This is a genomic window from Pseudomonas aestuarii (genome assembly GCF_027988105.1).
GTDB lineage: Bacteria > Pseudomonadota > Gammaproteobacteria > Pseudomonadales > Pseudomonadaceae > Aquipseudomonas > Aquipseudomonas aestuarii.
In genome coordinates, this window is the sequence record NZ_JAQJZJ010000008.1 from 258,489 (window position 1) to 278,510 (window position 20,022).

At 56.5% G+C, this 20,022-nt stretch carries 15 protein-coding genes and 4 tRNA genes; all 19 read right to left on the minus strand.

Going from position 1 to position 20,022, the window contains the following annotated elements:
- Window positions 1-23 precede the first annotated feature (23 nt).
- The 19 genes from fusA to birA all read right to left on the minus strand — a co-directional run bounded on the left by fusA (window position 24) and on the right by birA (window position 19,408).
- Window positions 24-2,129, minus strand: a complete 2,106-nt coding sequence (fusA, locus tag PH586_RS17695) for an elongation factor G (protein ID WP_238042678.1) — start codon at window positions 2,127-2,129, stop codon at window positions 24-26.
- A 30-nt stretch (window positions 2,130-2,159) separates the two neighbouring features.
- Window positions 2,160-2,630, minus strand: a complete 471-nt coding sequence (gene rpsG, locus PH586_RS17700; protein ID WP_238042679.1) for a 30S ribosomal protein S7 — start codon at window positions 2,628-2,630, stop codon at window positions 2,160-2,162.
- Window positions 2,631-2,748: 118 nt separating this feature from the next.
- Complete coding sequence (gene rpsL / locus PH586_RS17705) at window positions 2,749-3,120, minus strand: 30S ribosomal protein S12 (RefSeq protein ID WP_003186084.1); 372 nt, start codon at window positions 3,118-3,120, stop codon at window positions 2,749-2,751.
- Between the two features lie 157 nt (window positions 3,121-3,277).
- Complete coding sequence (gene rpoC / locus PH586_RS17710) at window positions 3,278-7,477, minus strand: DNA-directed RNA polymerase subunit beta' (protein WP_271349071.1); 4,200 nt, start codon at window positions 7,475-7,477, stop codon at window positions 3,278-3,280.
- A gap of 64 nt (window positions 7,478-7,541) precedes the next feature.
- Window positions 7,542-11,615, minus strand: a complete 4,074-nt coding sequence (gene rpoB, locus PH586_RS17715; protein WP_271349072.1) for a DNA-directed RNA polymerase subunit beta — start codon at window positions 11,613-11,615, stop codon at window positions 7,542-7,544.
- Between the two features lie 220 nt (window positions 11,616-11,835).
- Entirely contained in the window at window positions 11,836-12,201 is a 366-nt protein-coding gene (gene rplL, locus PH586_RS17720) for a 50S ribosomal protein L7/L12 (protein ID WP_238042682.1), read from the minus strand.
- An 81-nt stretch (window positions 12,202-12,282) separates the two neighbouring features.
- Window positions 12,283-12,783 (minus strand): 50S ribosomal protein L10, encoded by a 501-nt coding sequence (rplJ, locus tag PH586_RS17725; RefSeq protein WP_238042683.1) that lies wholly within the window; start codon window positions 12,781-12,783, stop codon window positions 12,283-12,285.
- A 213-nt stretch (window positions 12,784-12,996) separates the two neighbouring features.
- A complete protein-coding gene (rplA, locus tag PH586_RS17730; RefSeq protein WP_238042684.1) occupies window positions 12,997-13,692 on the minus strand; it encodes a 50S ribosomal protein L1 in 696 nt (231 codons plus the stop codon).
- Window positions 13,692-14,123, minus strand: a complete 432-nt coding sequence (rplK, locus tag PH586_RS17735; protein WP_090505833.1) for a 50S ribosomal protein L11 — start codon at window positions 14,121-14,123, stop codon at window positions 13,692-13,694. The genes rplA and rplK overlap by 1 nt, the downstream gene beginning before the upstream one ends.
- A gap of 117 nt (window positions 14,124-14,240) precedes the next feature.
- The gene (nusG, locus tag PH586_RS17740; RefSeq protein ID WP_238042685.1) at window positions 14,241-14,774 is read right to left on the minus strand and encodes a transcription termination/antitermination protein NusG; all 534 of its coding nucleotides are present in this window, start codon (window positions 14,772-14,774) and stop codon (window positions 14,241-14,243) included.
- Between the two features lie 9 nt (window positions 14,775-14,783).
- Window positions 14,784-15,152, minus strand: coding sequence for a preprotein translocase subunit SecE (gene secE / locus PH586_RS17745; protein WP_271349074.1), 369 nt, complete (start codon window positions 15,150-15,152; stop codon window positions 14,784-14,786).
- Window positions 15,153-15,195: 43 nt separating this feature from the next.
- Window positions 15,196-15,271, minus strand: a tRNA-Trp gene (locus PH586_RS17750).
- A gap of 54 nt (window positions 15,272-15,325) precedes the next feature.
- Entirely contained in the window at window positions 15,326-16,519 is a 1,194-nt protein-coding gene (gene tuf, locus PH586_RS17755; protein ID WP_271349069.1) for an elongation factor Tu, read from the minus strand.
- Window positions 16,520-16,603: 84 nt separating this feature from the next.
- Window positions 16,604-16,679: transfer RNA gene (locus PH586_RS17760), tRNA-Thr, on the minus strand.
- Window positions 16,680-16,705: 26 nt separating this feature from the next.
- Window positions 16,706-16,779: transfer RNA gene (locus PH586_RS17765), tRNA-Gly, on the minus strand.
- Window positions 16,780-16,803: 24 nt separating this feature from the next.
- A tRNA-Tyr gene (locus PH586_RS17770) sits at window positions 16,804-16,888 on the minus strand.
- Window positions 16,889-17,029: 141 nt separating this feature from the next.
- Window positions 17,030-17,701: an SPOR domain-containing protein gene (locus tag PH586_RS17775; RefSeq protein WP_271349075.1), complete on the minus strand. Its 672-nt coding sequence runs from the start codon at window positions 17,699-17,701 to the stop codon at window positions 17,030-17,032.
- An 8-nt stretch (window positions 17,702-17,709) separates the two neighbouring features.
- Complete coding sequence (locus PH586_RS17780; RefSeq protein WP_271349088.1) at window positions 17,710-18,456, minus strand: pantothenate kinase; 747 nt, start codon at window positions 18,454-18,456, stop codon at window positions 17,710-17,712.
- The gene (gene birA / locus PH586_RS17785) at window positions 18,446-19,408 is read right to left on the minus strand and encodes a bifunctional biotin--[acetyl-CoA-carboxylase] ligase/biotin operon repressor BirA (RefSeq protein ID WP_271349089.1); all 963 of its coding nucleotides are present in this window, start codon (window positions 19,406-19,408) and stop codon (window positions 18,446-18,448) included. The genes PH586_RS17780 and birA overlap by 11 nt, the downstream gene beginning before the upstream one ends.
- Window positions 19,409-20,022: the final 614 nt, after the last annotated feature.

The window sequence follows — 20,022 nt, forward strand, 5'->3', positions numbered from 1 at the left end:
AACTCCTTGCCTAAAGGGCTGAATCAGCCTTGTTTTTTGGTTACAGATTCGACGATGTGCGACGGAGCTGTATTGTATTTTTTGAATTCCATAGAGTAGCTCGCGCGACCCTGAGACATGGAACGGACGTCGGTCGCATAACCGAACATCTCGCCCAACGGTACTTCGGCGCGAATTACTTTACCGGAGATCGTGTCTTCCATGCCCAAGATCATGCCGCGACGGCGGTTGAGGTCGCCCATCACGTCACCCATATAGTCTTCAGGGGTAACAACCTCTACCGCCATGATCGGCTCGAGCAACTCACCACCGCCCTTCTGGGCCAGTTGCTTGGTTGCCATGGAAGCCGCCACCTTGAACGCCATCTCGTTGGAGTCGACGTCGTGGTAGGAACCATCGAACACGGTAGCCTTCAGGCCGATCAGCGGATAGCCGGCAACAACGCCGTTCTTCATCTGCTCTTCAATACCCTTCTGGATAGCCGGGATGTATTCCTTAGGAACCACACCACCCACAACTTCGTTGACGAATTGCAGACCTTCCTGACCTTCGTCAGCAGGCGCAAAACGGATCCAGCAATGACCGAACTGGCCACGACCACCGGACTGACGAACGAACTTGCCTTCGATTTCACAGCTCTTCGTGATGCGCTCACGATAGGAAACCTGAGGCTTACCAATGTTGGCTTCGACGTTGAACTCACGACGCATACGGTCGACCAGGATGTCCAGGTGCAACTCGCCCATGCCGGAGATGATGGTCTGACCAGTCTCTTCATCGGTCTTGACGCGGAAAGACGGGTCTTCCTGAGCAAGCTTGCCCAGTGCGATACCCATTTTTTCCTGGTCGTCCTTGGTCTTGGGCTCTACGGCAACCGAAATAACCGGCTCCGGGAAGTCCATACGAACAAGGATGATTGGCTTGTCAGCGTTGCACAGGGTCTCACCAGTGGTGACGTCCTTCATGCCGATCAGGGCCGCGATGTCACCAGCGCGTACTTCCTTGATCTCTTCACGGGCGTTTGCGTGCATCTGCACCATACGACCCACGCGCTCTTTCTTGCCCTTAACCGAGTTGATCACGCCGTCACCGGAGTTCAACACGCCCGAGTAAACTCGAACGAAGGTCAGGGTACCCACGAATGGGTCGGTAGCGATCTTGAACGCCAGAGCCGAGAACGGCTCGCTGTCGTCTGCATGACGCTCCAGGTCGATAGTCTCGTCATCCGGGTGGGTACCCTTGATGGCAGGAATGTCGGTCGGCGCAGGCAGGAAGTCGATGACGGCGTCGAGAACCAGGGGAACACCCTTGTTCTTGAAGGAAGAACCACAAACAGCCAGAACGATCTCACCAGCGATAGTACGCTGACGCAGAGCACTCTTGATTTCCTCGAGAGTGAGCTCTTCACCTTCGAGGTACTTGTTCATCAGCTCTTCGTTGGCTTCGGCCGCAGCCTCAACCATGTTGCCTCGCCACTTCTCGGCTTCTTCCAACAGTTCTGCAGGAATGTCCTTGCGAACAGGAACCATGCCTTTGTCGGAATCGTTCCAGTAGACAGCCTGCATGTTGATCAGATCGATCTGACCCTGGAAGTTGTCTTCGGAACCGATAGCCAACTGGATCGGCACAGGAGTGTGACCCAGGCGCTGCTTGATCTGACCAATCACGCGCAGGAAGTCAGCACCGGCACGGTCCATCTTGTTGACGTAAACGAGACGCGGAACGCCGTACTTGTTGGCCTGACGCCATACGGTTTCCGACTGCGGCTCAACGCCCGAGGTACCACAGAACACAACAACCGCGCCGTCAAGCACACGCAGCGAACGCTCAACTTCAATAGTGAAGTCAACGTGGCCGGGGGTATCGATGACGTTAAAGCGGTGTTCATCTTTGTACTGCTTCTCGGAACCCTTCCAGAAGGCGGTAATGGCAGCAGAAGTAATGGTAATACCACGCTCCTGCTCTTGCACCATCCAGTCGGTAGTCGCGGCGCCGTCATGCACCTCGCCCATTTTGTGGCTTTTACCTGTGTAGAAAAGCACACGCTCGGTGGTTGTGGTTTTACCCGCATCCACGTGAGCTACGATACCGATGTTACGGTAACGGTTAATCGGTGTAGTACGAGCCATAAAGCCCTCGCAAATTTAGAAGCGCGATGATTAGAAGCGGTAGTGCGAGAAGGCCTTGTTGGCTTCGGCCATACGGTGCACGTCTTCACGCTTCTTCACTGCAGCACCCTTGCCTTCAGCGGCATCCATCAGCTCGCCAGCCAAGCGCAGAGCCATGGATTTCTCACCACGACGACGGGCAAAATCTACCAGCCAGCGCATTGCAAGAGCGTTACGACGGGACGGACGAACTTCGACCGGAACCTGGTAAGTAGCACCGCCTACACGGCGCGACTTCACTTCGACCAGCGGAGCGATGGCGTCGAGAGCTTTCTCGAAGATTTCCAGGGGATCGCTGTTCTTACGTTCTTTAACCTTCTCCAAGGCACCATAAACGATACGCTCGGCAACGGCTTTCTTGCCGCTTTCCATCACGTGGTTCATGAACTTAGCCAGGATCTGGCTACCGTACTTTGGATCATCAAGCACTTCGCGCTTGGCTGCTACACGACGTCTTGGCATTTGATAAGCCCTCAAACGGTCTTCAGGTTAGCTCGGGACTGCCCCACAAGGATGGCGCCCGACCTTACTCTTATCGACTCAGAAAAATAGAAAACTGCAATTTCAGCTCAAGCACCGATTACTTCGGACGCTTGGTACCGTACTTCGAACGACCCTGGTTACGACCTTTGACGCCGGAAGTATCCAAGGAGCCGCGAACGGTGTGGTAACGAACACCTGGCAAGTCTTTTACACGACCGCCACGGATCAGGACCACGCTGTGCTCTTGCAGGTTGTGGCCTTCACCGCCGATGTACGAGGAAACCTCGAAACCGTTGGTCAGACGCACACGGCAGACTTTACGCAGTGCCGAGTTCGGTTTTTTCGGCGTAGTGGTATACACGCGAGTGCATACACCACGACGTTGCGGGCAGTTCTGCAGCGCAGGCACGTCGGATTTCTCGACGATACGCTTACGCGGCTGACGTACCAGCTGGTTGATAGTTGCCATCTACTAGCTCCACTGTTGTCTTTCGACGCTATTTATTTTCAACAAAAGCAATTTGGCAGGGCACATGCCCTGCCAAATTTAGGGGTGCATGAGTCTAATGAGACTCACGCGCCCCGTCAAGCTACAGCCCCACTACCGAAGCAACGAGGCTGCGCACTCAACTACCGCTGGAGTTCAGCGCTTCGGTCAGTGCGGCTTCCACTTCACTGGCGCTGACACGTACCGGCTTGTCGGCTTCACGCTTGCGCTTGCGCTCAGCATGGTAAGCCAGACCGGTACCGGCCGGGATCAGACGACCCACGACCACGTTCTCTTTCAGGCCGCGCAAGAAGTCGCGCTTGCCCGTAACTGCCGCCTCGGTGAGTACCCGGGTTGTCTCCTGGAACGATGCAGCCGAAATGAACGATTCGGTCGACAACGATGCCTTGGTGATACCCAACAGCACGCGGGTGTACTTGGCAATGAACTTATCGTCTGCTGCCAGCCGCTCGTTCTCACCCAGTACCGCGGTCAGCTCCATCTGATCACCTTTGATGAAGGTGGAGTCACCCGACTCGGCCACTTCGACCTTGCGCAGCATCTGGCGCAGGATGGTCTCGATGTGTTTGTCGTTGATCTTCACACCCTGCAGGCGGTAAACGTCCTGAATCTCGTTGACGATGTACTTGGCCAGGGCGCTGACACCCAACAGACGCAGGATGTCGTGCGGATCACTCGGGCCGTCGGAGATGACTTCACCCTTGTTGACCTGCTCACCCTCGAACACGTTGAGGTGACGCCACTTCGGAATCAGCTCCTCGTACGGATCGCTGCCGTCGGTCGGCGTAATGACCAGGCGACGCTTACCCTTGGTTTCCTTACCGAAGGCAATGGTGCCGCTGATTTCAGCCAGAATAGAGGCTTCTTTCGGGCGACGGGCTTCGAACAAGTCGGCAACGCGTGGCAGACCACCGGTAATGTCACGGGTCTTCGAGGTTTCCTGCGGGATACGGGCAATAACATCACCCACACCGACCTGAACACCGTTGGCCACACCCACCAAGGCGTTAGCCGGCAGGAAGTATTGAGCCGGCACATCAGTACCCGGCAGCAGCAGATCCTTACCATCAATACCCACCATCTTCACGGCTGGACGGATGTCCTTGCCGGCGGCTGGGCGATCTTTCGGATCCAGCACTTCGATGTTGGTCAGACCGGTCAATTCGTCGGTCTGGCGCTTGATGGTGATGCCTTCTTCCATGCCCACGTAGGTCACGGTACCTTTCATTTCGGTAACGATCGGGTGGGTGTGCGGATCCCACTTGGCGACGATGGCGCCAGCGTCGACCTTGTCACCTTCCTTCACCGAAATAACCGCACCGTAAGGCAGCTTGTAACGCTCACGCTCACGACCGAACTCATCGGCAATCGCCAGCTCGCCGGAACGCGATACCGCGACCAGGTTGCCGTCGAGACGCTCGACGTGCTTGAGGTTGTGCAGACGAACCATGCCGCCGTTCTTCACTTGCACGCTATCTGCAGCGGAAGTCCGGCTGGCCGCACCACCAATGTGGAACGTACGCATGGTCAGCTGGGTTCCCGGCTCACCGATCGATTGAGCAGCGATAACGCCGACCGCTTCACCGATGTTGATCTGGTGACCACGAGCCAGGTCGCGACCGTAGCACTTGGCGCAGATACCGTAGCGGGTCTCACAGGTAATCGGCGAACGCACGATCACTTCGTCGATGCTGTTCAGCTCGATGAACTCGACCCACTCCTCGTCGACCAGAGTGCCACCAGGCACCAGGAGCTCGTCAGTGCCCGGCTTGAACACGTCATGGGCAATGACTCGGCCCAGTACGCGCTCACCCAACGGCTCAACCACATCACCGCCTTCAATGTGCGGGGTCATGAGCAAGCCATGCTCGGTGCCACAGTCGATCGCGGTAACCACCAGATCCTGGGCCACATCGACCAGGCGACGGGTCAGGTAACCGGAGTTCGCAGTCTTCAATGCGGTATCCGCAAGACCCTTACGAGCACCGTGAGTGGAGATGAAGTACTGCAGAACGCTGAGACCTTCGCGGAAGTTCGCGGTGATCGGCGTTTCGATGATCGAGCCATCCGGCTTGGCCATCAGACCGCGCATACCGGCGAGCTGACGGATCTGCGCAGCAGAACCCCGCGCACCGGAGTCGGCCATCATGTACATGGAGTTGAAGGACTCCTGCTCGACTTCGTTGCCATGACGGTCGATGACCTTCTCTTTCGAGAGGTTGGCCATCATCGCCTTGGACACTTCGTCGTTGGCCTTGGACCAGAGGTCGATCACCTTGTTGTACTTCTCGCCCTGGGTAACCAGGCCGGAGGCGTACTGCGACTCGATCTCTTTGACTTCCTCGGTGGCGGCATCAATGATCTGCGCCTTCTCATCCGGGATGACGAAGTCGTTCACACCGATCGACACACCGGAGATGGTCGAATAGGCGAAACCGGTGTACATCAACTGGTCAGCGAAGATCACGGTGTCTTTCAAGCCAACAGTGCGGTAGCACTGGTTGATCAGCTTGGAGATCGCCTTCTTCTTCATCGACTGGTTGACCACGTCATAGGACAGGCCAGCCGGGACCACCTGGAACAACAGCGCACGACCGACTGTGGTGTCAACGATGCGGGTGTTCTTGGTGATGGTGCCATCACGATCCTTGATGACTTCGTTGATGCGCACCTTGACCTTGGCGTGCAGCGACGCTTCACCGGCACGGAACACCCGATCGACTTCCTGCAAGTCAGCGAACACGCGGCCTTCGCCCTTGGCATTGATCGCTTCACGGGTCATGTAGTACAGACCCAGTACCACGTCCTGCGAAGGAACGATGATCGGCTCACCGTTGGCAGGCGACAGGATGTTGTTGGTCGACATCATCAGTGCGCGCGCTTCGAGCTGGGCTTCCAGCGTCAGCGGCACGTGCACGGCCATCTGGTCACCGTCGAAGTCGGCGTTGTAAGCGGCGCAGACCAGCGGGTGCAGCTGAATCGCTTTACCTTCGATCAGAACCGGCTCAAACGCCTGGATGCCCAGACGGTGAAGGGTCGGTGCACGGTTGAGCAGTACGGGGTGTTCGCGAATCACTTCAGCGAGAACGTCCCACACTTCCGGCAACTCGCGCTCGACCATCTTCTTGGCGGCCTTGATGGTGGTCGCCAGACCACGCATTTCCAGCTTGCCGAAAATGAACGGCTTGAACAGCTCGAGGGCCATCTTCTTCGGCAAACCGCACTGGTGCAGACGCAGAGTCGGGCCTACGGTAATTACCGAACGACCGGAGTAGTCCACGCGCTTACCGAGCAGGTTCTGACGGAAGCGACCTTGCTTACCCTTGATCATGTCAGCCAAGGATTTCAGCGGACGCTTGTTCGAGCCAGTGATGGCGCGACCACGACGACCGTTGTCGAGCAATGCATCGACCGCTTCCTGCAACATACGCTTTTCGTTGCGCACGATGATGTCCGGCGCGGAAAGATCGAGCAGGCGCTTGAGACGGTTGTTGCGGTTGATCACGCGGCGATACAGATCATTCAGATCCGAGGTCGCAAAGCGGCCGCCATCCAACGGAACCAGCGGACGCAGGTCTGGCGGCAGAACCGGCAGAACGGTCAACACCATCCACTCAGGCAAGTTGCCGGAGCCGAGGAAGGCTTCCATCAGTTTCAGACGCTTGGACAGCTTCTTGATCTTGGTTTCCGAGTTGGTTTGCGGAATTTCTTCGCGCAGACGGCCAATCTCGAACTCCAGGTCGATGGCGTGCAACAGCTCACGAACGGCCTCGGCACCCATGCGGGCGTCGAAGTCGTCACCGAACTCTTCGAGGGCTTCGAAGTACTGCTCATCGTTCAGCAGCTGGCCTTTTTCCAGGGTGGTCATGCCCGGATCGATTACCACGTAGCTCTCGAAATAGAGTACGCGCTCGATATCACGCAGGGTCATGTCCATCAGCAAGCCGATACGGCTCGGCAGCGATTTCAGGAACCAGATGTGGGCTACCGGCGAAGCCAGTTCGATGTGCGCCATGCGCTCACGACGAACCTTGGCCAGGGCCACTTCAACGCCACACTTCTCGCAGATCACGCCACGGTGCTTCAAGCGCTTGTACTTACCGCACAGGCACTCGTAATCCTTTACCGGGCCAAAGATCTTGGCGCAGAACAGGCCATCACGCTCAGGTTTGAACGTACGGTAGTTGATGGTTTCCGGCTTTTTAACTTCACCGAACGACCACGAACGGATCATCTCAGGCGAAGCCAATCCGATACGGATGGCGTCGAACTCTTCGACTTGACCCTGGTTTTTCAGCAAATTCAGTAGGTCTTTCAAGGCCTTTCCTCCTGGCGGAGCAGAGAGCGGGCAATCCAGCCCCGCTCTCGATTCGCGTCACGTGTTATTCGGTTTCCAGATCGATGTCGATACCGAGTGAACGGATCTCTTTGATCAGTACGTTGAAGGACTCGGGCATGCCCGGCTCCATACGGTGATCACCGTCCACGATGTTTTTGTACATCTTGGTACGGCCGTTCACGTCATCCGACTTAACGGTCAGCATTTCCTGCAGGGTGTAGGCGGCGCCATAGGCTTCCAGTGCCCAGACCTCCATCTCACCAAAGCGCTGACCACCGAACTGCGCCTTACCACCCAGCGGCTGCTGGGTAACCAGGCTGTAGGAACCCGTGGAACGCGCGTGCATCTTGTCGTCCACCAGGTGGTTCAGTTTCAGCATGTACATGTAGCCAACGGTAGTCGGACGCTCGAACTGGTTACCCGTCCGGCCGTCGATCAGGCGCATCTGACCGCTTTCCGGCAAATCTGCCAGTTTGAGCATGGCCTTGATTTCGCTTTCCTTGGCACCGTCGAATACCGGCGTGGCCATAGGCACGCCGCCGCGCAGGTTCTTCGCCAGGTTGAGGATTTCCTGATCGCTCAGTTCATCCAGATTTTCCTGACGGCCGCCGATCTCGTTGTAGATCTGCTGCATGAACTTGCGCAACTCGGAGACCTTGCGCTGCTCTTCGAGCATGCGGTTGATCTTCTCGCCCAGCCCCTTGGCCGCGAGGCCCAGGTGGGTTTCGAGGATCTGCCCGACGTTCATCCGCGACGGTACACCCAGCGGGTTGAGAACGATGTCTACCGGCGTGCCATGCACATCGTGCGGCATGTCTTCGACCGGCATGATCACCGAGACCACACCCTTGTTACCGTGACGACCAGCCATCTTGTCACCCGGCTGAATGCGACGACGGATGGCCAGGTAGACCTTGACGATCTTCAGCACGCCCGGCGCCAGGTCATCGCCCTGCTGCAGCTTGCGCTTCTTGTCTTCGAACTTGTCGTCGAGCAACTGACGGCGGTCGGAGATGTAGGCCTGGGCCTTTTCCAACTGCTCGTTGAGCGCGTCGTCTGCCATGCGCAGCTTGAACCACTGACCGTGCTCGAGGCCGTCGAGTACTTCGTCGGTGATGTCCGCGCCCTTCTTCAGGCCAGCACCACCTTCGACTTTCTTGCCGACCAAGGCTTCACGCAGGCGCTCGAAGGTCGCGCCTTCAACGATGCGGAACTCTTCGTTCAAGTCCTTACGGATCTCGTCGAGCTGGCTTTTCTCGATGGACAGAGCACGAGCATCACGCTCTACGCCGTCACGAGTGAAGACCTGCACGTCGATAACGGTGCCCTTGGTACCAGTCGGCACACGCAGGGAGGTGTCCTTCACATCGGACGCCTTCTCACCGAAGATCGCACGCAACAGCTTCTCTTCCGGCGTCAGCTGGGTCTCGCCTTTCGGAGTGACCTTGCCTACCAGGATGTCGCCAGCGCCGACTTCGGCGCCGACGTAAACGATACCGGCTTCATCCAGCTTGTTCAGGGCAGCCTCACCGACGTTCGGGATATCGGAGCTGATCTCCTCCGGCCCGAGCTTGGTGTCACGCGCCACACAGGTCAGCTCCTGAATGTGGATCGTGGTGAAACGGTCTTCCTGGACCACGCGCTCCGAGAGGAGGATGGAGTCTTCGAAGTTGTAACCGTTCCACGGCATGAACGCGACGCGCATGTTCTGACCCAGCGCCAGCTCACCCATGTCGGTGGACGGGCCGTCGGCCAGGATGTCGCTGCGCTCGACCTGATCACCCTTGCTCACCAGCGGACGCTGATTGATGCAGGTGTTCTGGTTGGAGCGGGTGTACTTGGTCAGGTTATAGATGTCGACACCGGCTTCACCGGTTTCGACTTCGTCATTGTTTACCCGCACCACGATACGGCTGGCGTCGACCGAATCGATCACACCGCCGCGACGCGCGACCACGCAAACCCCGGAATCACGCGCAACGTTGCGCTCCATACCGGTACCAACCAGCGGCTTGTCGCAACGCAGAGTCGGTACAGCCTGACGCTGCATGTTCGAACCCATCAACGCGCGGTTGGCGTCGTCGTGCTCGAGGAACGGAATCAACGATGCAGCAACCGAAACTACCTGCTTCGGCGAAACGTCCATCAGGGTGACGTCTTCAGGTGCTTTAACGGTGAACTCGTTGAGGTGACGCACGGCCACCAACTCATCGACCAGCTGACCTTTGTCGTTCATCGTGGCCGAAGCCTGGGCGATCACGTGATCGGCCTCTTCGATTGCCGAGAGAAAGACGATTTCGTCAGTCACCAGGGTGTCGTTCACCACACGGTACGGGCTCTCGAGGAAACCGTACTGGTTGGTGCGCGCATAGGCCGCCAGGGAGTTGATCAGACCGATGTTCGGGCCTTCCGGCGTTTCGATCGGGCACACACGGCCGTAATGGGTCGGGTGTACGTCACGGACTTCGAAGCCAGCACGCTCACGGGTCAGGCCGCCCGGACCAAGCGCGGAAACACGGCGCTTGTGGGTGATCTCGGAGAGCGGGTTGTTCTGGTCCATGAACTGCGAAAGCTGGCTGGAACCGAAGAACTCTTTCACCGCCGCCGCAACCGGCTTGGCGTTGATCAGATCCTGCGGCATCAGGCCTTCGCTTTCAGCCATCGACAGACGTTCCTTGACCGCGCGCTCGACACGCACCAGGCCCACGCGGAACTGGTTCTCGGCCATCTCGCCAACGCAACGGACGCGGCGGTTACCCAAGTGGTCGATGTCATCGACGATGCCCTTGCCGTTACGGATATCGACCAGGGTCTTGAGGACCGCGACGATATCTTCCTTGCACAGCACGCCGGAACCTTCGATCTCGGTGCGACCGATACGACGGTTGAACTTCATCCGACCTACTGCAGAAAGGTCATAACGCTCGGGACTGAAGAACAGGTTGTTGAACAGGGTCTCGGCGGCATCCTTGGTTGGCGGCTCGCCTGGACGCATCATGCGGTAGATCTCGACCAGCGCTTCCAGTTGATTGGTAGTGCTGTCGATCTTCAGGGTATCGGAGATGAACGGGCCGCAATCGATATCGTTGGTGTACAACGTTTCGATCCGCACGACCTGAGCCTTGACCACTTTGGCCAGGATCTCGACGTTCAGCTCGGTGTTGCATTCAGCGATGATTTCGCCGGTAGCCGGGTGCACGATAGCCTTGGCCGAGGTGCGGCCGATCAGGTAATCGATCGGCACTTGCAGCTCTTTGATGCCGGCCTTGTCCAACTGGTTGATGTGGCGCGCAGTAATACGGCGGCCTTGCTCAACGATGACCTTGCCCTTCTCGTCGAGGATGTCGAGAACAGCGATCTCGCCACGCAGACGTTGCGGTACCAGTTCCAGGTTGAGGGTTTCGCCCTTCACATGGAACACGTTGGTCGCATAGAAGGCGTCCAACACTTCTTCAGTACTGTAACCCAGCGCGCGCAGCAGCACCGATGCCGGCAACTTGCGGCGACGGTCGATACGCACGAATACGGCGTCCTTCGGATCGAACTCGAAGTCCAGCCAGGAACCGCGGTAAGGAATGACACGCGCCGAGTACAGCAGCTTACCCGAGCTGTGGGTCTTGCCACGGTCGTGATCGAAGAACACGCCTGGGGAGCGGTGCAGCTGGGAGACGATGACGCGCTCGGTACCGTTGATAACGAAGGTACCGTTCTCGGTCATCAGGGGGATTTCCCCCATGTAAACTTCTTGCTCTTTGATGTCCTTGATCGCTTTGTTCGACGATTCTTTGTCGAAAATGATCAGGCGCACTTTTACCCGCAGCGGCACGGCGAATGTGACGCCGCGCAACACGCACTCTTTTACGTCAAATGCCGGATCGCCCAAGCGATAACCAACATACTCCAGGGCCGCATTGCCGGAGTAGCTGATGATCGGGAAAACGGACTTGAAGGCCGCATGCAGGCCGATGTCACGAAACTGGTCCTTGGTCGCTCCCGCCTGCAGGAATTCGCGATACGAATCCAGCTGGATGGCCAGGAGATAAGGCACATCCATGACATCCGGCAACTTGCTAAAGTCCTTGCGGATACGTTTTTTCTCAGTATATGAGTAAGCCATCAGCGTTCCCCAGCTTGGTCACCTGCTTATTTGGCCTCTCCGATGGGAGCAGCCAGAAACTCTTGCAAACCCTTTGGTTTGCGCCACCGCTCAGGGTGGGTTGTTCCCATTGAGGGCCGACTAGTGAATAGCCGACCTACAACGGAAAAAGGCCGGTGGCAAAAGCCACCAGCCATCAGCCTTACGCGAGTCGCTCAGGCTGTAGACGCAAGGTCGTCGCTTACTTGAGCTCGACTTTAGCGCCAGCATCTTCCAGGACTTTAACTGCAGCTGCAGCTTCGTCCTTCGAAACACCTTCTTTGACAACGCCAGGAGCGCCATCAACCACTGCCTTGGCTTCTTTCAGACCCAGACCGGTCAATTCACGAACAGCCTTGATCACGTTTACTTTCTTCTCGCCAGCTTCCAGCAGCACGACGTTGAATTCGGTTTGCTCTTCAGCTACAGCAGCAACGGCAGCAGCCGGGCCAGCAGCAGCAGCGGCAGTAACACCGAACTTCTCTTCCATTGCCTTGATCAGTTCAACAACCTGCATCACGGACATGTCGGAAACGGCGTTGATGATGTCTTCGTTGGTCAGAGCCATGACTCTAAATTCCTGTATTAGGGGACAGCCTTCGCGGCCATCAAATTAAACAAATAAGATTGAAAGACGATGCAGCCAGCCTTAGGCCGCTGCAGCTTCTTTCTGGTCGCGAACAGCCGCCAAAGTACGAACGAACTTGCTGGTAGCGCCTTGCATCACGCTCATCAGCTGAGAAATCGCTTCGTTGTAAGTTGGCAGAGTTGCCAGTACGTCGATCTGATTGGCTGCGAGGAACTGACCCTCGAACGAAGCTGCCTTGATCTCGAACTTGCTCTGACCCTTGGCAAAATCCTTGAAAATACGAGCAGCAGCGCCCGGATGTTCGTTGGAGAATGCAATCAGGGTCGGGCCTTTGAACACGTCGTTGAGCACGTCGAACTGAGTGCCCTCAACGGCGCGGCGCAGCAGGGTGTTACGCACGACTTTCACGTACACACCAGATGCGCGGGCCTCTTTACGGAGTCCGGTCATTGCAGCTACGGTCACGCCACGGGCATCAGCCACGACAGCGGACAGGGCAGCTTTGGCAGCCTCGTTGACTTCAGCGACGATGGCCTTTTTGTCTTCGAGTTTAATTGCCACGGGTTTACTCCTGGATGTTACCGTTTCGTCCAACCGAAGCTGGACGGCGTTTTGGTGTCTGATTCGGTAAGAATCGGGAGCACCATCTGCGTAGGCTGCCGGAGATCACTCGCCGGGTTTAAGGCTTGCGCCACCTACGGTCTTGGATAGCCCCCGCCAGGCAGGGACCCCAATTTTGCAGGCTAACGCAATCACTTGCGCCAGCCGAATTCATTACGCGTCGAGCGAAGCCTGGTCGATAACCAGACCAGGACCCATAGTGGTGCTCAGGGTCACGCGCTTGACATAGATACCTTTCGAAGTCGACGGCTTGAGACGCTTCAGATCGGAAATCAGCGCTTCAACGTTTTGCTTCAGTTTCTCGGCGTCGAAGCCAACCTTGCCCACGGAACCGTGGATGATACCGTTCTTATCGGTGCGGAAACGCACCTGACCAGCCTTGGCATTGCGCACAGCAGTGGCAACGTCTGGAGTCACGGTACCTACTTTCGGGTTCGGCATCAGGCCGCGCGGACCGAGAATCTGACCCAGTTGACCAACAACGCGCATGGCATCCGGGGATGCGATGACGACGTCATAGTTCAGGTCGCCGCCCTTCATTTCAGCTGCCAGCTCATCCATACCCACGCGATCAGCACCAGCGGCCAGAGCAGCCTCAGCTGCCGGCCCCTGGGTGAACACGGCAACCCGTACGCTCTTACCGGAGCCGTTCGGCAACACGGTAGCGCCACGTACAACCTGGTCGGATTTACGAGGATCAACGCCCAGGTTCACAGCGACATCAACAGATTCGGAGAACTTGACAGTCGACAGTTCAGCCAAGAGAGTGGCCGCTTCAGAAAAGTTGTAAGCCTTACCAGCCTCAATTTTCTCAGCGATTGCCTTTTGACGCTTAGTCAGCTTAGCCATTACACACCCTCCACGTTGAGGCCCATGCTACGAGCAGAGCCGGCGATTGTACGCACGGCAGCATCCATATCAGCGGAAGTCAGATCAGCCTGCTTGGTCTTGGCAATCTCTTCCAGCTGAGCACGGGTCACAGTGCCAACCTTTACGGTGTTCGGACGGGCCGAACCACTGGTCAGGCCAGCCGCCTTCTTCAACAGAACCGAAGCCGGGGTGCTTTTGGTTTCAAAGGTAAAACTGCGGTCGCTGTATACAGTGATGATCACTGGCGTCGGCAAACCCGGCTCCATACCCTGGGTCCTGGCGTTGAACGCCTTGCAGAACTCCATGATGTTTACGCCGTGCTGACCCAGCGCCGGACCTACTGGCGGGCTCGGGTTAGCCTGTGCAGCCTTTACTTGCAGCTTGATATAAGCCGTTATTTTCTTAGCCATGAGCTACTCCAATTACGGGTTCTAGCGCCTTACGGCTCCCCGATGATTTACGTATTTATCCCAGTGACGACAAAACCCCGCAGCTTGCGACTGCGGGGTAAGGGATGCTTGTGTCAGTTATGCCTTTTCGACCTGACTGAACTCCAGCTCGACCGGAGTGGAGCGACCGAAAATAGTCACTGCCACCTGGATACGGCTTTTCTCATAATTGACTTCTTCGACCACACCACTAAAGTCAGCGAACGGCCCATCAACGACACGGACCATCTCACCTGGCTCAAACAGCGTCTTCGGCTTGGGCTTATCACCGCTATCAGCAACGCGACGCAAGATGGCATCGGCTTCTTTGTCGGTAATCGCTGCCGGCTTATCCGCAGTACCACCGATGAAGCCCATGACCCGAGGCGTATCCTTGACCAAGTGCCAAGTGCCTTCGTTCATGTCCATCTGTACTAGCACATAGCCAGGAAAAAATTTGCGCTCGCTTTTGCGCTTCTGGCCATTGCGCATCTCCACCACTTCTTCAGTAGGGACCAGAATCTCACCGAAGCCATCTTCCATACCGGCGAGCTTTACACGCTCGATCAACGAGCGCATCACATGCTTCTCGTAACCCGAGTAAGCATGCACAACGTACCAACGCTTAGCCACGGGACACCTTTAACCGACTACAAACGAAACAAGCCAACCGAGCAAGGTATCTAAACCCCACAACAGCAGCGCCATAACCAGAACAACAGCCACAACAATCAACGTGGTCTGCGTGGTTTCCTGGCGGGTTGGCCAAACGACCTTACGAATTTCAATGCGCGCTTCTTTTGCCAGTTCGGAAAAAGCCTGCCCCCTAGCCGTCTGCAGCGCGACAGCGCCAGCAACGACCGCGAGAACAAGCAAGCCCAGCACCCGGTACAGGATTGGCTCAGCAGAAAAGTACTGATTACCAACCACACCCACCACCACCAAAGCGGATACCACAACCCACTTCAGCAGATCAAAGCGCGAATCTTTGGCTTCAGCCTTAACAGTCATTTACTAAGATCCTGTGAGAAGACACGCCAAATTCGTTAGAAAATGGCAGGTCAGGAGGGAATCGAACCCCCAACCTGCGGTTTTGGAGACCGCCGCTCTGCCAATTGAGCTACTGACCTAATACTAAAATCAGGCCGACCATTATGCCGGCCTGAGAGGGACAGATCAACCGATTACTCGATGATCTTGGCAACCACGCCGGCACCAACGGTACGGCCGCCTTCGCGAATCGCGAAACGCAGACCATCTTCCATGGCGATCGACTTGATCAGGGTAACAACCATTTTCACGTTGTCGCCCGGCATTACCATCTCAACGCCTTCCGGCAGCTCGCAGTTACCGGTTACGTCGGTAGTGCGGAAGTAGAACTGCGGACGGTAGCCCTTGAAGAACGGAGTATGACGACCACCTTCGTCCTTGCTCAGCACATACACTTCTGCTTCAAACTTGGTGTGCGGCTTAACGCTACCCGGCTTGGCCAGAATCTGACCACGCTCAACGTCATCACGCTTGGTGCCACGCAGCAAGATACCGCAGTTCTCGCCAGCACGACCTTCGTCGAGCAGCTTGCGGAACATCTCAACACCAGTACAGATGGTCTTGACGGTAGGACGCAGGCCTACAATCTCAACTTCTTCCTGGATCTTGATGATGCCGCGCTCGATACGACCAGTCACAACGGTACCGCGACCGGAGATCGAGAATACATCCTCAACAGGCATCAGGAACGGCTTGTCGATAACGCGCACCGGATCCGGGATATAGGTATCCAGGGTCTCAACCAGCTTACGCACGGCCGAGGTGCCCATCTCGTTGTCGTCCTGGCCATTCAGGGCCATCAACGCCGAGCCGATCACGATCGGAGTGTCGTCGCCTGGGAAGTCATACATCGACAGCAGGTCACGCACTTCCATCTCAACCAGTTCCAGCAGCTCAGCATCATCCACCATGTCAGCCTTGTTCAGGAAGACCACGATGTAAGGAACGCCTACCTGACGGGACAGCAGGATGTGCTCGCGAGTCTGCGGCATCGGGCCATCAGCAGCCGAGCAAACCAGGATGGCGCCATCCATCTGCGCAGCACCGGTGATCATGTTTTTCACATAATCGGCGTGGCCCGGGCAATCTACGTGAGCGTAGTGACGGATGGTGGAATCGTACTCAACGTGGGAAGTGTTGATCGTGATACCACGAGCTTTTTCTTCTGGAGCACTGTCGATCTGCGCGAAATCGCGAATGGCGCCACCGAAAGCCTCGGCACACACCTTGGTCAGCGCGGCAGTCAGAGTAGTCTTGCCGTGGTCGACGTGGCCGATAGTGCCTACGTTAACGTGCGGCTTATTACGTTCAAACTTTTCTTTAGCCATCTCGACTGCCTCCAAGCGAAGAATTAAGCAAGTCATATCACCATTAAAACAAAGGCAGATACTTTCATATCTGCCTTTGTTGAATGGAGCTCATGAGCGGACTCGAACCGCTGACCTCACCCTTACCAAGGGTGTGCTCTACCAGCTGAGCTACATGAGCGTTACACATTGCGCAAACCACAAACATGGAGCGGGTAGCGGGAATCGAACCCGCATCATCAGCTTGGAAGGCTGAGGTTCTACCACTGAACTATACCCGCTGAGCTTGTAGCTCACGCTAAATCTGGTGGAGGGAGAAGGATTCGAACCTTCGAAGTCGATGACGTCAGATTTACAGTCTGATCCCTTTGGCCACTCGGGAATCCCTCCAAAAGGAGGCGGCATTCTCTTCAGAAGCCACCCTACTGTCAAGCAATTTCTCATTAAAAACCTGAGGTTAGCTGCATTGACAGCAACTCTGCAGATTAGCCGTTAAAGCCACCCTGCGAAGCGGGCGCCATTCTATGCAATCTAACGAGCGGTTGCAATGCTTTCGCACTGCTTTAATTGATGCTGCAACCCATTGAAGTCAAAAGCCAAACTCTCCAAGAGCGAATCGCTGACCAATTGACGGCTTTCGGGCGAGATTCGCACCCAATAGCTTCGATGAGAACGCGGCAATTCCCTTAGCTCGGCGTCGTAACCAGCATCATGCAGACGCTGCATCACCCCCCGCGCCGAGTCTTCGCGCGGAAAGATCCCCAGCGATATTCCGTTAGCCAAATCCCCCTGGGTGATGATGTAGCTGTCTATCTTCCTCGCCTGCAACTCTTTCAACTGCCGAAGCGAGGCCTGGCGTGATGCCAGTGGCGGCAAATACACCCAATACTCAACTTCTGCTGCGGCATCCATTGATTGCATGCGCGAACGGATATCGAGACTGACCAGCCGCTGCTCTACTGCAGCAGCCGTAGACTCCGACTCAAAGCCCCCGAGAAAAAGACAGACCGTCCCAGCAACCGAGGGGGGGGGCTGATCACGCCGCTTAGGCTCATCAGACTCACTCAGCAGTTGAATGTCGCGCTTACTGTCCTGGGCAAGGGTCAGCGGAGCAACCGATTTTGGACGCAATGGCGCCTGCTGCTGGTGCCACACGTAATAGAACAGATTCAATACAATCAACAGCAAGAACATCCAGCGCATGCATGACCTCAACGTAACGGACAGGCGATCGCCAATCCGATAAAGACCAGGTCAGGGACTACTTGAGCACCCGGCAACAGGTTGACCACCAAAGAAGCATCACCACCCGTCAAGAAGACCACAAAACGCCCCCCCCAGTAGTCGCGAGCCATATCCAGCTGGGTATGAACAAATCCCTGTAGCATTAATGAACAACCGCGCTCTACCGCTTCAGCCGTTGAGCGCCCGGGCGCAAAGCTCTGCATCGCCTGCGCGGCAAGTCGATCGTCATAACGTGTTCGGCGAGTGTGGGTGTGCAGTTGATTACGCATCAAAGGCACACCAGGGCAAATAAAACCGCCAAGGTGCTGACCATCAGTATCAACAAAATCTGAGGTCACGGCAGTCCCCAAGTCCAGTACCAAGCACGCCTGCTGGGCCTGCTGGTATGCAGCAACCAGAGCAAGCCAGCGATCAAGCCCTAGACGCTCATACTGCTCATACCCATTACGCACACCTGCCAACTCAACGGCCGCATGCGCACAAACGCACTCGATGCTAAGTGCTCGCTTGAGCGCATCGACAAGACGCGTCGTTTCTTCATCCGAGCGCACACTCACCAAACGACAAGCGCGCAGATCGAGCAATTGCTGCTGCACGGCCAGAACGAGCTCTTCATCGGTACCAACAACACCGCCACAACCCGCACTCGCGCCACTTTCTGTGACGATCCGCCATTTGATAAAGCTATTTCCACAATCGAGCTCAAGAATCATCATTCAACCTCAAACTGAGCTCTCCACCACTAAAACTTTGCTCTACCCCAGCAACACGCAAGCGGATGGCACCCGTCCGATCGACGCCCAACACCACCCCCTCAACCGGCCTGGCACCCATGGTGAGCGTCACATGACGCCCTTGCCAAAGATGACTTTCTTGCCACTCATCCCTCAACGCTGAAAAACCACGTTTTTCATGCTCGCCTAGATACAGTGATAATTGGCGATTAAGCTCAAAAACAAACTCGTTGCGATCAACCAGGCACCCCAGCTCAGCACGCATAGACGTCCACGGCTGATCGATATCTCCCGTCTCAGCGAGCATGTTCACGTTGACCCCGATACCTATCACCACGTGACATACATCAGCCGGATCGCCAGACAACTCCAGGAGAATGCCCGCTATCTTGCGGCCATCGACCAACACATCGTTAGGCCACTTCAACCCAGCAGTGACCACCCCGGCTAAACGCAGCGCACGCAGCAGAGCCAAGCCCACAACCAGACTCAACCCCTCAAGCTGCCGCATACCGCCATCTACTTGAAGCGCCAGGCTGTAATATAGATTTTCACCAAAGGGGCTCACCCAATTACGCCCCCTGCGTCCCCGTCCAGAGGTCTGGCACTCCGCCAATACGATAAAAGGCGGCACCTCACCGCTCACCAAACGCCTCAAGACCTCAGCATTGGTCGAATCCACAATGGGCAGAATACTCAATGGCCAGCCGCTAGAAGACGCACTGACCGCCAGAGCATCCTCATCTAACAGAACAAGCTGACTCTCCAAGCGGTATCCACGCCCACGAACCCTATGAACCGGCAAGCCCAACTCAGACTCCAAGGTCTTTAATTGCTTCCATATTGCTGAGCGACTGACACCCAAGGCCGCGCCAAGCGCTTCGCCCGAATGAAAACGCCCGTCTTGAAGCAGCCTTAGTAGTGGCAACATGCTGATCTCACTGAGTTGCAAGGCACGCATGATAACGGTGTGCCTACAGGTTGTGAAACTGCGCGAAAAACTCGGCTGCTGCAGGAGCTGAGTGCAACACGGCTAATCAATTGAAGCGGTGGCATCGTGCCGCATGGCATGGTCTTTCGCATCGACTCATTCATCGTTTCGCTCGACACTTGAAATCGAAGTGCTTAGGTGGCGGATACTCAGTTACAAGGAAATGGCATTTAACTGTTCTTGCCTGTGTCCCGACAAGCCCACCCCCTCGGGCATGTACTTGAAAGTTAGGCCTTGGACTCCGCCGCGGCTGACCCAGTCGAGGCGGTGCAGCATCGCCAGCACCTCGCTCAGTGCCGGCCCGTCCATCGCTCGGGTAGAGGCACTGCGTACCCCCATCTCGCGCTACTGCTCGAGCAAAGCGGTTTTATGCTTGCCCGGGAAAGACAAAGCCAGCACATAGAGCACCGCCTTGTAGGCATCCGGCAGGGCAGCAAGCCCGAAAGGGGTCACAGGGGCGGACATCGGCAAACTCCAGCCTCAGAAGGAAAAACAGAACGCGCGATATTAACAAACCACAGGGTTGAGCGAGCGCCAGGCTCGCTGCGATTGAT

Excerpts from the sequence above, each read along its gene's own strand:
- fusA (WP_238042678.1), bottom strand. The coding sequence starts at position 2,129 with ATGGCTCGTACTACACCGATTAACCGTTACCGTAACATCGGTATCGTA.
- rpsG (WP_238042679.1), bottom strand. The coding sequence starts at position 2,630 with ATGCCAAGACGTCGTGTAGCAGCCAAGCGCGAAGTGCTTGATGATCCA.
- rpsL (WP_003186084.1), bottom strand. The coding sequence starts at position 3,120 with ATGGCAACTATCAACCAGCTGGTACGTCAGCCGCGTAAGCGTATCGTC.
- rpoB (WP_271349072.1), bottom strand. The coding sequence starts at position 11,615 with ATGGCTTACTCATATACTGAGAAAAAACGTATCCGCAAGGACTTTAGC.
- rplL (WP_238042682.1), bottom strand. The coding sequence starts at position 12,201 with ATGGCTCTGACCAACGAAGACATCATCAACGCCGTTTCCGACATGTCC.
- rplA (WP_238042684.1), bottom strand. The coding sequence starts at position 13,692 with ATGGCTAAGCTGACTAAGCGTCAAAAGGCAATCGCTGAGAAAATTGAG.
- rplK (WP_090505833.1), bottom strand. The coding sequence starts at position 14,123 with ATGGCTAAGAAAATAACGGCTTATATCAAGCTGCAAGTAAAGGCTGCA.
- secE (WP_271349074.1), bottom strand. The coding sequence starts at position 15,152 with ATGACTGTTAAGGCTGAAGCCAAAGATTCGCGCTTTGATCTGCTGAAG.
- tuf (WP_271349069.1), bottom strand. The coding sequence starts at position 16,519 with ATGGCTAAAGAAAAGTTTGAACGTAATAAGCCGCACGTTAACGTAGGC.
- PH586_RS17775 (WP_271349075.1), bottom strand. The coding sequence starts at position 17,701 with ATGCGCTGGATGTTCTTGCTGTTGATTGTATTGAATCTGTTCTATTAC.
- PH586_RS17780 (WP_271349088.1), bottom strand. The coding sequence starts at position 18,456 with ATGATTCTTGAGCTCGATTGTGGAAATAGCTTTATCAAATGGCGGATC.
- birA (WP_271349089.1), bottom strand. The coding sequence starts at position 19,408 with ATGTTGCCACTACTAAGGCTGCTTCAAGACGGGCGTTTTCATTCGGGC.